This window comes from Glaesserella australis, assembly GCF_003260095.1.
Lineage (GTDB): Bacteria > Pseudomonadota > Gammaproteobacteria > Enterobacterales > Pasteurellaceae > Glaesserella > Glaesserella australis.
On the sequence record NZ_PTPX01000017.1, the window covers coordinates 38,385 to 53,789 of the forward strand.

The window sequence follows — 15,405 nt, forward strand, 5'->3', positions numbered from 1 at the left end:
ATTAATTCGTAATAAGGCTCAAGCATGAAACTAACTTCACGAGGACGTTATGCAGTAACGGCAATTCTTGATATTGCGTTACATGGCAAAGATATGCCAGTCAGTCTTGCCGATATTTCTGATCGCCAAGCTATTTCTCTTTCTTATTTAGAACAGCTTTTTGCGCAACTTCGCCGTGAAGGCATTGTTCATAGCATTCGTGGTCCTGGTGGAGGATATCAGCTTGGGAAATCTGCGGAAGATATCAACGTGGGGATGATTATTGCAGCTGTTAATGAAAGCGTGGATGTTTCTAAATGTAAAGGAAGTGGTAATTGTAGCAATAACAGTCGCTGTTTGACTCATTCATTGTGGGAACGCTTAGAAAGCCAAATTGAGCAATATTTGCATACGATAACACTAGCTGAATTAATTGAAGAAAATCGCGATCACGATTGTGAGACTTCTCACTGCCACGATCATCACCATTAATCTTATAAAATCTCTTAGTTAGGAGTAACAATGAAATTACCAATTTATTTGGATTATGCTGCAACAACGCCAGTCGATGAGCGTGTTGTGAAAAAAATGATGGAATATATGACAAAGGACGGTGTGTTCGGTAACCCTGCATCTCGTTCTCACAAATTTGGTTGGGAAGCGGAAGAAGCGGTGGATGTCGCTCGTAACCAAATCGCTGATTTGATTGGTGCGGATTCCCGTGAAATCGTGTTTACATCAGGTGCAACAGAGTCTGACAACCTTGCAATTAAAGGGGCAGCACACTTCTATCAAACCAAAGGTAAACATATTATTACCGTGAAAACAGAACACAAAGCGGTGTTAGATACTTGCCGTCAATTAGAGCGTGAAGGTTTTGAAGTCACTTATTTAGAGCCAGAAACCACAGGTTTAGTAGATATTGCTAAGTTAGAAGCGGCAATTCGTCCAGATACGATTTTAGTGTCAGTTATGCACGTAAATAACGAAATCGGCGTTATTCAGCCAATTGAAGAGATTGGTAAAATCTGCCGTGCGAAAAAAATCATTTTCCACGTGGACGCAACACAATCAGTCGGTAAAATCCCTGTTGATGTACAAGCTTTAAATGTGGATTTAATGTCGTTCTCAAGCCACAAATTATACGGACCAAAAGGTATCGGCGGTTTATACGTTTGCCGTAAACCACGTGTGCGTTTAGAAGCGATTATTCACGGTGGTGGTCACGAGCGTGGTATGCGTTCAGGAACGTTACCTGTACATCAAATCGTGGGTATGGGCGAAGCGTATCGTATCGCAAAAGAAGAAATGGCAACTGAAATGCCACGCATTAAAGCGTTGCGTGATCGTTTATTCAACGGCTTCAAAGATATGGAAGAAGTTTATGTAAACGGCACAATGGAAGAAGGCAAACGTGTGGATAGCAACTTGAACATCAGCTTCAACTTCGTTGAAGGTGAGTCAATGATGATGTCGCTAAAAGACATTGCGGTGTCTTCAGGTTCAGCTTGTACGTCTGCGAGCTTAGAGCCGTCTTATGTACTTCGTGCATTAGGCTTAAACGATGAATTAGCACACAGCTCAATCCGTTTCTCTATCGGTCGTTGGACAACAGAAGAAGAGATCGATCACACGATTGAAATCGTGAAAAAAGCAGTAACCAAATTACGTGAACTTTCACCATTATGGGATATGTTCAAAGAAGGTATCGACCTAAACTCGATTGAGTGGTCGCATCATTAATTATGGCGGACACACTCAGTGTGTCCCTACAAATGCAGACACAAAAGTGTAGGGGCACAATGCTTGTGTCCTAATAAAAAAGAGGAATTTAAAAATGGCATATAGCGATAAAGTTATCGATCACTACGAAAACCCACGTAACGTTGGTTCATTCGACAAAAAAGCAACAGATGTTGGTACGGGGATGGTTGGTGCGCCAGCTTGCGGTGACGTAATGCAACTTCAAATTAAAGTAAACGAACAAGGTATCATTGAAGACGCACGTTTCAAAACTTACGGCTGTGGCTCTGCGATTGCATCAAGCTCACTGATTACGGAATGGGTGAAAGGCAAATCACTTGATGAAGCTCAAGCAATCAAAAACAGCGATATCGCTGAAGAGCTTGAATTACCGCCAGTAAAAGTTCACTGCTCAATTCTTGCAGAAGACGCAATCAAAGCAGCAATTGCGGATTACAAAGAGAAAAACGGTAAGTAATAGTTCAACAAGCGGTTAGTTTTTGTAAAAAATTTGCAAAATCTGACCGCTTGCGTTTTAAGAGTATTGTAGGGTGGGTCTTGACCCACCATTAATTTATATTTGAGTGACAGCTCAAGACTCACCCTACAATGTTTTTATAACAAAGATAAACAAGGAGAAAAAATGAGTATCACCCTAACAGAAGCAGCAGCAGATCGTGTTCGTACATTCTTAGAAAACCGTGGCAAAGGGATCGGATTAAGGCTGGGCGTAAAGACATCGGGCTGTTCGGGGTTGGCTTATGTCCTTGAATTTGTTGATGTTTTAAACGAAGATGACCAAGTCTTTGAACAACACGGCGTCAAAATTATTGTCGATGAAAAAAGTTTAGTCTATCTCAGTGGCACGGAATTGGATTTCGTCAAAGAGGGCTTAAACGAAGGCTTTAAATATAACAACCCAAATGTGAAAAACGAATGTGGTTGTGGCGAAAGTTTCAATGTTTAAGAGCGTTTAAGAGGTTTGAATGTTAAATCCATTTACGCTATTTGATTTGCCCGTACAGTTTCAGATTGATAGCCAAGCACTGTCTGAACGCTATTTATCCTTGCAAAAATCATTACACCCCGATAATTTCGCCGCCAGTTCAGCCACAGAACAACGTTTGGCAATACAAAAATCGGCGGAAATTAATGATGCTTTGCATATTTTAAAAGATCCGATTTTACGAGCTGAAGCGATCATCGCCATTCACACAGGCGAACAGCAAGATATTGAGCAAAAAAGCAATCGAGATATGGCATTTTTGATGCAACAAATGGAATGGCGAGAAAGTTTAGAAAGCATCGAAACTGCAAAAAACGAAGAAGATCTCACCGCTTTCACCCAAAAAATCGAACAAGAACAGAAAGCGATTTTGCAACAGCTTGAACAAACACTAGATTCTCAGCAATGGAGTGAAGCCTTAGCTATTAATGATAAACTTCGTTTTATAAAAAAATTGCTTATTGAAATTGAACGAGTAGAAGAAGTATTGTTTGATTTTTAGTTATTAGGAATAATAATGAATAGACAGAGTATTGTATTAGCTGCAGACCTGCGCTTTTCTGAACAATTAATGACTACAATTAAATCTATTTGTTTGTATAATAAAAATCTCAATTTTTTTATTTTTAATAGAGAATTCTCTTATGAGTGGTTTCAGTATTTAAATACATTTCTAGAAAAAATAAATTGTGAAGTCATTGATGTCAAAATAAATAATGATGCGCTTAGAAGATATCCAACATTGGCTCATATATCATCTGAATCTACCTATTTTAGATATTTTGTGTCTGAATTTATTAATGATGATAAAGTTCTCTATTTAGATAGTGATTTAGTTGTTAATGGTTCATTGCAAGCATTATTTGATCTAGACTTAGGCGATAATTTTGTCGCGGCATCTTTAGATGATATTGCTCAAAATATTTATAATACTGTAAATAATTTTAATGCAGGAGTTTTATTAATTAATAATAAATTATGGAAAGAATATCAAATTCATCAAAAGGCATTAGAATTAACAGAAAAATGTGTTCATCAGGTTCCTGATGGGGACCAAGGCATATTGAATATATTATTCAATGGAAAATGGTTACAACTAAGTCATAATGTAAATTATCTAGTGGGTGGGGAATATATTTATTATAAAAATGGTCTATTACATTTTATACAAAGAAGAGAAAATGAAATACCTTTAGTTTTACATTTTAATACTGCTTATAAACCATGGTTACCAATATATAATTTACCTTTTAGAAATCATTATTGGTTTTATTATAGATTAACGTGGGAAGAGATAATTTCTCAACACGGATAAAAAATGTAGTGTAGATAATGAAGAACCTTGAAGAACTCAACGACAAAGAAAAATCTGCTTGGGCCATTATGCAAACGTGGTTTAATGCAGCGAATAATCACTATGAAATTCTGCCACGAGATGTAGAAAGTGCTGGAGCAGAGCTAGTTGGAATACAACTGCCGACCAGTACGCCATTGGGAGCAGTGATTTATGAAACAGGCGGGATTTTAATTGATCACGGTTGGTTACGCATTTTAGGCTCGGGCAGTGAGAAATTGCCACGGGGCTTATTTGAATGGAATTTTGGCAAAACCTTTGAGCAATCGGGCGAACGTCCGTTTCATTTATTAATTGCTGATGATGTCATTGGCGGATATTTTGCCGTAAATGGCGGTGGATTGGGCGAAAAGGTCGGCTTAGTACATTATTTTCACCCGAAAAAGCAGAAATGGGAAAGCATTGGACTGAACTATTCTCAGTTTATCGGCTGGGCATTAACTGCTGATATTGCGAGTTTTTATCACGATCTGCGTTGGGCTAATTGGCAAGCGGATATGACTGATTTAAACGGTAATCAAGTGATCAACCCTGAAACCAAACAAAAACAACCGATAGAACGCCATTATCAAGCGACTTTTGCGCCTGATGATATGGGGTATGTGGTGAATTAATTTACTCTCTCCCGCAAGCGGGAGAGAGTTATTCAAACTTAATAAAATGACGAGATAATAAAATGGCATTACTTCAAATCGCCGAACCGGGTCAATCAGCGGCACCGCATCAACATCGTTTAGCGGTGGGGATCGATCTCGGGACGACTAATTCTTTAGTAGCAACGGTGCGTAGCGGACAGGCGACGGTGCTACTAGACGAGCAAGAACGGGCGTTAGTGCCGTCAGTGGTACATTATTCTTCGCAAAGCAAAACCGTTGGGGTTGAAGCCTTTGCTCAAGCGGCAGCGGATCCGCAACATACGGTGATTTCGGTGAAGCGTTTGATTGGGCGTTCGTTGGCGGACGTGGCACAGCGTTACCCTAATTTACCTTATCAATTTGCCGCCAGCGATAACGGCTTGCCGTTGATCCAAACGCCACAAGGTAACAAAAGCCCGATTGAAGTGTCGGCGGATATTTTAAGCCACTTAAATCAGTTTGCAGAAAAGCGTTTAGCTGGCGAGTTGGCAGGCGTGGTGATTACCGTGCCAGCTTATTTTGATGATGCTCAACGCCAAAGTACCAAAGATGCGGCACGTTTGGCGGGGCTAAATGTGTTGCGTTTGTTGAATGAACCAACGGCGGCGGCTATCGCTTACGGCTTAGACAGCGGACAAGAAGGCGTGATTGCCGTGTATGATTTGGGCGGTGGCACCTTTGATATTTCGATTTTACGCTTAAGTCGTGGGGTGTTTGAAGTGCTTGCCACAGGCGGTGATACGGCGTTAGGCGGCGATGATTTCGATCATCTACTTGCTAATTGGATCGCTGAACAAGCAGGCGTTCAACCTGAAACCGCAAGCCAACAGCGTGAGTTGCTTACACTTGCCACTCAAGTGAAAATCGGCTTATCGCAAGCGGATAGTTTTGCGGTGAAATTTGCAAATTGGCAAGGCGAAATTAGCTGTTTGCAATTTAATGAGTTAATCCAACCGCTTGTCAAACGCTCTTTGATGACCTGTCGCCGTGCCTTAAAAGACGCAGGCGTGGACGCTCAAGAAGTGCGTGAAGTGGTGATGGTCGGCGGCTCAACCCGTGTACCGTTTGTGCGTGAGCAAGTGGGCGAGTTCTTTGGCAAAACGCCTTTAACGTCCATTGACCCTGATAAAGTTGTGGCATTAGGCGCCGCCATTCAAGCGGATATTTTGGTCGGCAATAAACCTGATGCGGAAATGTTGTTGATTGATGTCGTGCCGCTGTCGTTAGGCATTGAAACAATGGGCGGTTTAGTGGAAAAAATCATTCCACGCAACACCACCATTCCTGTGGCAAAAGCCCAAGAGTTCACGACTTTTAAAGATGGGCAGACGGCAATGACCGTTCACGTTGTACAAGGCGAACGGGAATTGGTGGACGACTGTCGTTCACTCGGGCGTTTTACCTTGCGTGGCATTCCGCCGATGGTCGCTGGAGCGGCACATATTCGAGTGACTTATCAAGTTGATGCGGACGGTTTGCTCAGCGTAACGGCAATGGAAAAATCGACCAAAGTGCAAGCGTCCATTCAAATCAAGCCGTCTTATGGCTTAACGGACGAAGAAGTCACCGAGATGATTAAATCATCAATGACCAACGCCAAACAAGATATGGAAGCCCGTCAGCTTGCCGAACAGCGTGTTGAAGCAGATCGGGTGATCGACAGTGTGATTATTGCCTTACAAGAAGATGGGGCGGAATTGTTGTCTGTTGATGAATTTAAAGCTATTGAAGCCGAGTTGCAGAAGTTGATTTCGGCTAAACAAGGCACAGATCGCCAAGCTATTCAGCAAGGTGTTAAAGATCTCGACATCGCCACCCAAGCCTTTGCGGCAAGACGAATGAATTTATCCATTCAAAAAGCATTGGCAGGTAAGGCGGTGGATGATGTGATGGGATAAAAAAACGCCTGATTTTATGGTCGGGTTCCCCCCTTTTTCAAAGGGGGGAAATGCTTTTACCGATATTATTCCAAAACCATTAACACATATAATTTTTTTATGGTGGGTCAAGACCCACCCTACAAGTTAAATCGAAGATATTAGAGGACATTATGCCAAAAATTGTTTTTCTTCCACACGAAGAATTTTGCCCAGAGGGTATGGTTGTTGAAGCACAGCCGGGTGAAAATTTGCTAGAAGTTGCACATAACGCAGGGGTGGAAATTCACCACGCTTGCGACTGCTCTTGTGCTTGTACTACCTGTCACGTTGTGATCCGTGAAGGTTTTGATAGCTTAAACGAAACATCAGATCAAGAAGAAGATATGTTAGACAAAGCGTGGGGCTTAGAAATGGACAGCCGTTTGTCTTGTCAATGTATTGTTGGTGAAGAAGATCTCGTTGTTGAAATTCCAAAATATAACTTAAACCACGCAAACGAGGCGGCACACTAATGAAATGGACAGATGTAAGAATGATCGCAGAAAATCTGTATGATATGAACCCAGATTTAGATCCAACCACTGTGCGTTTTACCGATATGCACAAATGGATCTGCGAAATGGAAGATTTTGATGATGATCCCCAAGCGTCAAATGAGCATATTTTAGAAGCGATCTTGACGATTTGGTTAGAAGAATACGAATAATTGAGAAGGCTAAAGTAACGTACTTTAGCCTTTTTTGTGATATCAATCACATTTTTATTAAAAAAATCAATATATTAGCGTAAATTTTTCCTATAATACCGCCCCTTTTTAAATTTATAAGGATACTTGTTATGATGAACAGAAGACGTTTTCTTCAAATTGGTGCAACAACAGTGTTAGCGATTAGTGCAAATCGCTTTGCATTTGCGGCTGGTGATAGCAAAGTTGCATTGCGTGTGATTGGCACAACAGATATTCATAGTTTTTTAACAGATTTTGATTACTACAAAGATGCTCCGACAACCAAATTCGGCTTTACCCGTGCGGCAACCTTGATTGAACAGGCTCGTAAAGAAGCGAAAAACAGTGTGTTGGTGGATAACGGTGACTTAATTCAAGGTAATCCGATTGCTGATTATCAAGCAGCGGTAGGTTATAAAGAAGGTAAATCAAACCCTGCGATCGATGCGTTAAATTTGATGAAATATGATGTAGGAACGTTGGGAAATCACGAATTTAATTACGGTTTAAAATACCTTGATGATGCGATTAAAGAAGCGAAATTCCCGATTATCAACGCCAATATCGTCAAACCAGGAACTGATGAGCCAGTTTATCAGCCTTACTTTATTCAGAAAAAAGACGTGGTAGATGAAGACGGCGTGAAACATACCTTAAATGTGGGCTATATCGGCTTTGTGCCGCCACAAGTGATGGTGTGGGATAAAGCTCATTTGGACGGCAAAGTTGAAGCCCGTGATATTGTGAAAACCGCTGAAAAGTATGTGCCGATTGTTAAAAAAGCAGGGGCAGATTTAATCGTGGCGTTGGCACACACAGGTCCGTCTGATGAACCTTACAAAGAGGGAGCGGAAAATTCGGCGTTCTATCTTGCTGATGTAAAAGGCATTGATGCGGTTATTTTTGGGCATTCGCACCGCTTGTTCCCAAATAAAGAGTTCGCAAAATCGCCAAATGTAGATATTGCAAAAGGGACGGTGAAAGGCATTCCAGAGTCAATGGCAGGTTACTGGGCAAACAATATCAGCGTGGTAGATTTAACCTTAGCCAAACAAAATGGCAAATGGTTAGTGGTGGACGGTAAAGCGGTATTGCGTCCGATTTACGACAATGAGAAAAAAGCTGCCACTGTTGAAAATCACCCTGAAGTTGCCGCTTTATTAAAACCTGTTCACGAGGCGACTCGCAAATTTGTGTCACAGCCTATCGGTAAAGCAACCGACAATATGTACAGCTATTTGGCGCTTGTTCAAGATGATCCAACGGTGCAAATCGTCAATCAAGCTCAAAAAGCCTATGTGGAAAATATCGTCAAAGGCTTGCCACACCTTGCAGGCTTACCAATTTTAAGTGCGGGTGCACCATTTAAAGCAGGCGGACGTAAAAACGATCCAAATGGCTATACGGAAGTGAACAAAGGCGAATTAACTTTCCGTAATGCTGCGGATCTCTATCTCTACCCGAATACATTGGTGGTTGTGAAAGTGACAGGTGAAGAGTTAAAAGAGTGGTTAGAGTGCAGTGCGGGTATGTTCAAACAGATCGACCCAACAAATGAACAGCCACAAACTCTATTAGACTGGGAAGGCTTCCGCACCTACAACTTCGATGTGATTGACGGTGTGCAGTATCAATATGATATTACTCAACCGGCTCGTTATGATGGCGAATGCAAATTGATTAACGACAAGGCTCACCGTGTGTTGAATTTAACCTACAACGGCAAAGCAGTTGATCCAAAAGCAGAATTTTTAATTGCGACCAACAACTATCGTGCCTATGGTAATAAATTCCCAGGAACAGGCGAAGATCATATCGTCTTTGCCGCACCGGATGAAAACCGTCAAATTCTTGCGAATTACATAAGTGCAGAGAGTAAAGCGAAAGGTCAGGTTAGCCCAACGGCAGATAAAAACTGGCGTATTGCGCCGATTGTGACAAAAGGCAAGTTAGATGTTCGTTTTGAAACATCGCCAAGCGACAAAGCTAAAGCCTTTATCGCCGAAAAAGCACAATATCCAATGTCGTTAGTCGGTACCGATGAAACCGGCTTTGCGATTTATCAGATTGATTTGACAAAATAATTAGCAAATTCCCACTCTTATTTTAAGAGTGGGATTTTTTCCATTCTTGAATCGCTTTTGCTCTGCGTTTATCTAGCTCGGCTCTAATCCCCGCTTTCTCAAAGCCGTCTTTAATCACTTCTTGCACATCAATTTGGCTTGCAATCGTATAAAGCTGTTTGGCATATTCTGCTTGTGGATATTCTCTGTTTTCAAAGCCTAAACGTCCTTTGCTATCCGCTTCGCAGACCAATAAAAAGTCAAAAAAGCGTTCAGGTTTTCTCCAAACGTCTAATTTATTAAATAGTTTCACCACCGTTTCAGGACGTAATTCCATGATTTTGTGGCTATGGGTATGAAACTCTGCGACTAACTTAGCAAACTCTTTGCAATGGCTTGGGGCTTTTAGCCGAGTGGCTAACTGCTCGGTTGGGGCAACACCTTTCTGCTCGTGTCCGTAGTGGTGGGGCAAAATATCCTTTGGTGTCAAAGCCTTACCAAGATCGTGGCAGAGTGCGGCAAATAACAGACTTTCAGGATCTTTCGCCTGTGTTGCTAACTTTTTCGCCTGTTCCAACACCAACAAAGTATGTACACCCGAATCAATTTCAGGGTGATGTTGTTCAGGTTGCGGCACGCCAAACAGGGCATCGACTTCAGGGAACAACACTTTCAACGCCCCGACTTCACGCAAAACTTGAAAATAGATCTGCGGAGCATCTGTTTCAAAAGCTTTCTGTGTTTCTAACCACACACGTTCAGCGGTTAAATGATTCAGCTCACCACAAGCGGTCATTTCCTGCATTAATTTTGCAGTTTCAGGGAAAATACGAAAGCCAAGAGAATAAAAGCGTGCTGCAAAACGAGCCACACGCAACACTCGCAACGGATCTTCTGCAAAGGCAGGGGAGATGTGGCGAAGTTGCCGATTCTCCAGATCAGCCATACCGCCGTAAAAATCGTGATAATTGCCGTCTAGATCTTCAGCGATAGCGTTAATCGTCAAATCACGGCGGATCAAATCTTGTTCCAAGGTAACATCAGGGGCAAAATCACAGACAAAGCCGTTGTAGCCATTGCCGTTTTTGCGTTCCGTGCGAGCAAGGGCGTATTCTTCTTTGGTCTGTGGGTGCAAAAACACAGGAAAGTCGTTGCCGACTTGCTGATAGCCTTGTGCCAAAAGCTGTTCAGGTGTCGCTCCGACAATCAGCCAATCGCGATCTTTTACAGGCAAGCCGAGCAGTTGATCACGCACTGCACCGCCGACGAGATAGGTTTTCATTGTTTTCTCTTTGTTTTAAATAATAGTGTAAGAAACCACAAATGTTCGAAATACAAATTTGCTCCCCCTGCTTGCGGGGGGAGCTGCCGAAGGCTGAGGGGGGGATTTGCCCAACGAGTAAACTGCAAGCGGTTAAATATCGCTAAAATTTTGCAAACTTCGTTTGCAATCCCCCCTTCCGCCTTCGGCACCTTCCCCCGTAAACGGGGGAAGGGAATTTTACAAATCAATGAGTTATATATTTCAAACAATTTTGGTTTAAAAACATACACCATCTTAAAAATTTACAGATTTATTTTCACTCCCCCAAACTCTTCCGCTAATTTCTCGGTAAACAGACGCAATTCTTCTGTCATCAACAAGAAATCCGCATCAAAGCGTTGGGCTTTATCTTCTTTGAGAATATCATCATTTTTCTCACGCACTTCATCGGCAAATTTCACCCTTACCAATGTCGCATCTTCGTTCAATACAAACGAAAAATGATTTTCCCAATCTAACGCAAGTTTGGTGACGAATTTACCCGCTTGTAAGTGCTGTGCAATTTCATCGCTCTCTAAATCTTGGCGTTTACAGCGGATAACGCTGTCGGTGTCAAAGGATTTCAGCTCTGCTTCTTCCAACAAGGTCAGCCAGCTTGGTGTATGCCCTTTGGCAAGCCAATCGGTCATCACTTCGCTTGGTTGCAACGCAAAGGAAATCGGCACAACAGGCAGTGAGCCGAGCGATTTTCGCAATAATGCCAGTGTATCTTCAGCCCGTTTTGCCGAACCGCTATCCACATAAACCAGCTGTTTATCCAAATCTAACCAAATCGCCGTAAATTGATGTTTACTAAACGCTCGTGGCAGCAACATCGCCACCACATCATCTTTAATCGCCTGTTTTTCGGTTTTCTTTAACTTGCGTTGTTCTTTCTGCTCAAGGGCTGCAATGCGACTTTCTGTTTCTTTTTTAATCACCTGTGCCGGCAACAATTTTTCTTCTTTATGGGAAACCAACAGAAACTGTTTGCCTTGAGCAAAATGCAATAAATCGCTGGTTGCAAGCGGTGCCGACCAGCCAAATTTTTGCATATCGCCTTGCTGACAAGGGGTGAACTTGGTCTGTTGTAATTGGCTTTCCAGTTCGTTGCTGTCAAACGACAATTCACTGGTTAAACGGTAAATCATTATATTTTTGAGCCAAAACATTTAGTGATCCTTTGTTAGTGGGGTAGAATAGTCATTATCTTTTTTCTTTAGCAACATAGATGTAGGGACACACTGCGTGTGTCCGTTGAATATCGCCTTTACACAAAAATAGATAGGCGGACACACGCAGTGTGTCCCTACAAGCTAAAGGAAAACTTACGTATTCTACGCTAAAACCCATTTCACAAAAACAAGGAGAACCCAATGCAACACAAAAAAATCGCTTTTATCGGGGCGGGCAATATGGCGTTTGCGATAATTTCAGGCTTGATTAAAAGCGGTTATCCGGCGGCACACATTATCGCTCGCAATAAAAGTAACGAAGCTCGGCGAGAACAGCTTCGGGCGATGGGCGTGCAGGTTGAGCTGGATAATGTGCAGGCGGTGGAACAAGCTGATGTGGTGATATTGGCGGTGAAACCGCAGATGATGTCGGACGTGTGTGCTGAGTTTGCACAGGTCGATTTCCGTCAAAAATGGGTGATTTCGGTGGCGGCTGGGATTTCGGTGGCTCGCCTTGAACAGTTGTTGCCAACTGCGAAAAATATCGTGCGAACTATGCCGAATACACCGTCCTTGATTGGCGAAGGAATATCGGGATTATTTGCAAAAAAATCGGTCGAACAGACCGCTTGTCAATTTGCCGAACAGCTACTTTCGGCGGTGGGCAAATGTTACTGGGTGGAGACGGAAGCCCAGTTGAACCAAATTATTGCGATTACCGGCTCAAGCCCTGCTTATTTCTTCAAATTTATGGAAGCAATGCAAGACGCGGCGGTGAAAATGGGCTTTAGCGAACCAGACGCTCGTTATTTGGTGCAATCGGTGGCGTTGGGGGCGGCGAAAATGGTGGTGGAAAATCCTGAACTACCGCTTGCCACCTTGCGAGAAAATGTGACGTCCAAAGGCGGCACAACGGCTCAAGCCTTAGCCGTATTTGAACAGCGTGAATTAACCGCAACCGTTGAGCAGGCGATGTTGGCTGCGATCAAGCGGGCGGAAGAGATGGAAAAATTACTATGATAAAACTTAGCCCGTTTCAATGGTCGTCCTTTAACTTTTTCGGCTTTTATTGTGCCTATGGCGTGCTGTTGCCGTTTTTACCCGTGTGGCTTAATCATCACGGCTATAATTCGGGGTTGATCGGCTTGCTGATTGCCTCAGGCTATCTGTTTCGCTTTTTAGGGGCAATGTTTTTTTCAAAACGAGTGCAACACCCAAACCAACTGCTTTCCCTTGCTAGATGGCTAACTTGGGCAGCGATTGCAACGCTGTTTTTGGTCGCTTTTGGGGTACAATCCATTTGGATTTTATTCCCTGCCATTGCCTTGTTTCATATCTTTAACGGCGGGGCAATGCCGATTGCTGATACCATTGCCTCAACATGGCAACAGCAAGCAGGCATTGATTACGGCAAAACTCGCTTATTTGGCTCGATTGCGTTTGTGGTTGGCTCGGTCAGTACGGGCTATTTGGTCGGTTGGCTAGGCGAAAGTGCGATTATTGGGATTATTATCGGCTGGTTGGTTTTTCTTGGCACAGGTTTAGTGGCAAAACCGACCCACTATTTTGAGCAATCGGCAAACAAAAGCCAGTCCGATTTGAGCTATATCGATCTCTTGAAAGTGCCAACCACATTCAAAATGTTGTTAGCCGTATCGCTTATTCAAGCCTCCCACGCCGCCTATTATGCGTACAGCACAATCTATTGGGCTTCCACGGGGATTTCGACCCAACAAGCCAGTTTGTTGTGGGGATTGGCGGTTGTCTCTGAAATTCTCTTTTTCTTCTTTGCGAATAGACTGTTCAAAACCTGGACAATTTATCACTTGATGCTACTTTCTGCTATTGGCTCTGCGGTTCGTTGGGGCTTGTTGGCTTCAAACACAAATCTCGCAATGTTAATGGCTCTGCAAATGTTCCACTCGATCTCTTACGGAGCAGGGCATTATGCGATGATCCGCTATATTTCTACGCAACCAGTAGAACAGATTGCTAAACTTCAGGCTCTCTATTTCGGCTTTGCAAGTTGTATGTTTATGGCACTGTTTACCTTTATTGCAGGATTGGTGTACGAAGTTTCGCCAACAGGCAGTTTTTGGCTAATGGTGTTGTTTGTGTTGCCAGCAATTTTTATTGTGCCGAAAAGGGTTGGGGTAAGATTATAAAATAAATTACTTTCTTAAGATTTTTTTAAGGTTTATAGATTAGAGTATTTCTCATTCAGCTCTAAATTGGAAAGGAAAGCAAATGAGAAATCAAACTTCTTTATTTTCGGAACACTGCCCTCTCAGCGTGGTGATTATTACCCTAAATGAATCTAAAAATATCGGCAATATCCTTAATGATCTCGTCGCTCAACAATACAAAAATTTTGAAGTGATTGTGGTGGATAGCAATAGTGATGACAATACCGTTGAGATTGCTCAATCTTATCAAGACAGATTAGATTTACGCACTGTGGTGATGTCTGAACGTGGGCATAGTCTTGGGCGTAACACTGGAGCGGAAAATGCGAAATATGAGCGGATTGTCTTTTTTGATGCCGATGTGCGTATTGCCCCTGATTTTCTCGGCAACGCTTTGAACGCCTTGATTAACAAGCGTTTATTAGTTGGTGCAGGTAGAATGAATTGTACGGAACCGTCACGGTTAAATCGAGTGGGTGTGCGTTTGTTTGATTTAGGTATGGTGGCAACACAATATACGTTTCCAACTTGCACGGGCGCTTGTATTTTTTCTACGAAAACCGTTCATCAAATGTTAGGCGGTTTTGATACGCAGATCAGCCTGTGCGAAGATTGCGACTATGTGAACCGTGCGTCAAAAACAGTGAAATTCCGTATGTTGCCGGTCTTTTTTGAGTTCAATACTCGTCGTTTAAATCAAGACGGTATTTTCAAAATGGGCTACACCTATTTGAAAGCCAACGTAATGAGAATGTGGCGTGGCGAGTTACGCAATAACGAAATTCACTATCCGTTTGGTCACTACGATAAAGCCTAATGAGCGGACTTCCTGATTGGTTGGTGGCGTGGTTTAGTTCACCGTGGCTGCCTGCGATTTTATGCTTAGGGGCATTTGCTGATGCCTTTATTGGCGTGAGTTTATTTGTACTAGGCGAATTTTTCTTTATCGCAGGCGGCTATTTTGTCGCCCAATCTTCACAGTGGTGGATTGTGCCACTGATTTGGGCAGCGGCATTATTAGGCGATGTATTGAGCTATTTTGTCGGCAAACGTTATGGCAAGCAGATCGCCGCCAAATATATTCGCCCCAAAGCCAAACGCCGTTTACACTACCGCCGAGCCTACCGTTTAATGCTCAAACGTGGCGGAATGGCGATTTTCATCGCTCGTATTACCGGTCCGCTCTCCAAATTTATGCCACTGCTAGCAGGCTCAATGCGATTGCCTTTGAGCACCGTCTTTTTGGCAAGCCTATGGGGAATTATCATCGGCACCGCACAATTTTTTGTGATCGGTTATGCTTTGGCAAAGGGGAGTGATTATTGGACGATGATTTTTGGGTAGTTGTAGAAAA

Annotated in this window: 17 protein-coding genes; 15 read left to right on the plus strand and 2 right to left on the minus strand. The window is 42.7% G+C overall.

The window, feature by feature from the left end:
* Window positions 1-24: 24 nt before the first annotated feature.
* The 11 genes from C5N92_RS08470 to cpdB all read left to right on the plus strand — a co-directional run bounded on the left by C5N92_RS08470 (window position 25) and on the right by cpdB (window position 9,408).
* Window positions 25-471 (plus strand): Rrf2 family transcriptional regulator, encoded by a 447-nt coding sequence (locus C5N92_RS08470; RefSeq protein WP_111750419.1) that lies wholly within the window; start codon window positions 25-27, stop codon window positions 469-471.
* A gap of 30 nt (window positions 472-501) precedes the next feature.
* The gene (locus tag C5N92_RS08475) at window positions 502-1,722 is read left to right on the plus strand and encodes an IscS subfamily cysteine desulfurase (protein ID WP_111750420.1); all 1,221 of its coding nucleotides are present in this window, start codon (window positions 502-504) and stop codon (window positions 1,720-1,722) included.
* 94 nt (window positions 1,723-1,816) lie between these two features.
* The gene (iscU, locus tag C5N92_RS08480) at window positions 1,817-2,200 is read left to right on the plus strand and encodes a Fe-S cluster assembly scaffold IscU (RefSeq protein WP_111750421.1); all 384 of its coding nucleotides are present in this window, start codon (window positions 1,817-1,819) and stop codon (window positions 2,198-2,200) included.
* Window positions 2,201-2,365: 165 nt separating this feature from the next.
* Window positions 2,366-2,689 (plus strand): iron-sulfur cluster assembly protein IscA, encoded by a 324-nt coding sequence (gene iscA / locus C5N92_RS08485; protein ID WP_111750422.1) that lies wholly within the window; start codon window positions 2,366-2,368, stop codon window positions 2,687-2,689.
* A gap of 19 nt (window positions 2,690-2,708) precedes the next feature.
* Window positions 2,709-3,230, plus strand: a complete 522-nt coding sequence (gene hscB, locus C5N92_RS08490) for a Fe-S protein assembly co-chaperone HscB (RefSeq protein WP_111750423.1) — start codon at window positions 2,709-2,711, stop codon at window positions 3,228-3,230.
* A gap of 15 nt (window positions 3,231-3,245) precedes the next feature.
* Window positions 3,246-4,043, plus strand: coding sequence for a glycosyltransferase family 8 protein (locus C5N92_RS08495; protein WP_111750424.1), 798 nt, complete (start codon window positions 3,246-3,248; stop codon window positions 4,041-4,043).
* 17 nt (window positions 4,044-4,060) lie between these two features.
* A complete protein-coding gene (locus tag C5N92_RS08500; RefSeq protein WP_111750425.1) occupies window positions 4,061-4,696 on the plus strand; it encodes a DUF2625 family protein in 636 nt (211 codons plus the stop codon).
* 62 nt (window positions 4,697-4,758) lie between these two features.
* A complete protein-coding gene (gene hscA, locus C5N92_RS08505; RefSeq protein ID WP_111750426.1) occupies window positions 4,759-6,615 on the plus strand; it encodes a Fe-S protein assembly chaperone HscA in 1,857 nt (618 codons plus the stop codon).
* Between the two features lie 152 nt (window positions 6,616-6,767).
* On the plus strand, window positions 6,768-7,109 hold the full coding sequence (gene fdx, locus C5N92_RS08510) for an ISC system 2Fe-2S type ferredoxin (protein ID WP_111750427.1): 342 nt from the start codon (window positions 6,768-6,770) through the stop codon (window positions 7,107-7,109).
* Window positions 7,109-7,303 (plus strand): Fe-S cluster assembly protein IscX, encoded by a 195-nt coding sequence (iscX, locus tag C5N92_RS08515; protein ID WP_111750428.1) that lies wholly within the window; start codon window positions 7,109-7,111, stop codon window positions 7,301-7,303. Before fdx ends, iscX begins: the two co-directional genes overlap by 1 nt.
* A gap of 131 nt (window positions 7,304-7,434) precedes the next feature.
* The gene (gene cpdB / locus C5N92_RS08520; RefSeq protein WP_111750429.1) at window positions 7,435-9,408 is read left to right on the plus strand and encodes a 2',3'-cyclic-nucleotide 2'-phosphodiesterase; all 1,974 of its coding nucleotides are present in this window, start codon (window positions 7,435-7,437) and stop codon (window positions 9,406-9,408) included.
* 22 nt (window positions 9,409-9,430) lie between these two features.
* Here cpdB and C5N92_RS08525 read toward each other — a convergent pair whose 3' ends face one another.
* The gene (locus C5N92_RS08525) at window positions 9,431-10,669 is read right to left on the minus strand and encodes a multifunctional CCA addition/repair protein (RefSeq protein ID WP_111750430.1); all 1,239 of its coding nucleotides are present in this window, start codon (window positions 10,667-10,669) and stop codon (window positions 9,431-9,433) included.
* Window positions 10,670-10,953: 284 nt separating this feature from the next.
* Window positions 10,954-11,862: a recombination-associated protein RdgC gene (gene rdgC / locus C5N92_RS08535; RefSeq protein ID WP_111750432.1), complete on the minus strand. Its 909-nt coding sequence runs from the start codon at window positions 11,860-11,862 to the stop codon at window positions 10,954-10,956.
* Between the two features lie 204 nt (window positions 11,863-12,066).
* Between rdgC and proC the strand changes: the two genes are divergently transcribed.
* From proC to C5N92_RS08555, 4 genes are all read left to right on the plus strand, one after another.
* A complete protein-coding gene (gene proC / locus C5N92_RS08540; RefSeq protein WP_111750433.1) occupies window positions 12,067-12,885 on the plus strand; it encodes a pyrroline-5-carboxylate reductase in 819 nt (272 codons plus the stop codon).
* Window positions 12,882-14,030 (plus strand): 3-phenylpropionate MFS transporter, encoded by a 1,149-nt coding sequence (locus tag C5N92_RS08545; protein ID WP_111750434.1) that lies wholly within the window; start codon window positions 12,882-12,884, stop codon window positions 14,028-14,030. The genes proC and C5N92_RS08545 overlap by 4 nt, the downstream gene beginning before the upstream one ends.
* 82 nt (window positions 14,031-14,112) lie before the next feature.
* Window positions 14,113-14,868, plus strand: a complete 756-nt coding sequence (locus C5N92_RS08550) for a glycosyltransferase family 2 protein (protein WP_111750435.1) — start codon at window positions 14,113-14,115, stop codon at window positions 14,866-14,868.
* Complete coding sequence (locus C5N92_RS08555; protein ID WP_111750436.1) at window positions 14,868-15,395, plus strand: DedA family protein; 528 nt, start codon at window positions 14,868-14,870, stop codon at window positions 15,393-15,395. Before C5N92_RS08550 ends, C5N92_RS08555 begins: the two co-directional genes overlap by 1 nt.
* The last annotated feature ends 10 nt before the right edge of the window (window positions 15,396-15,405 follow it).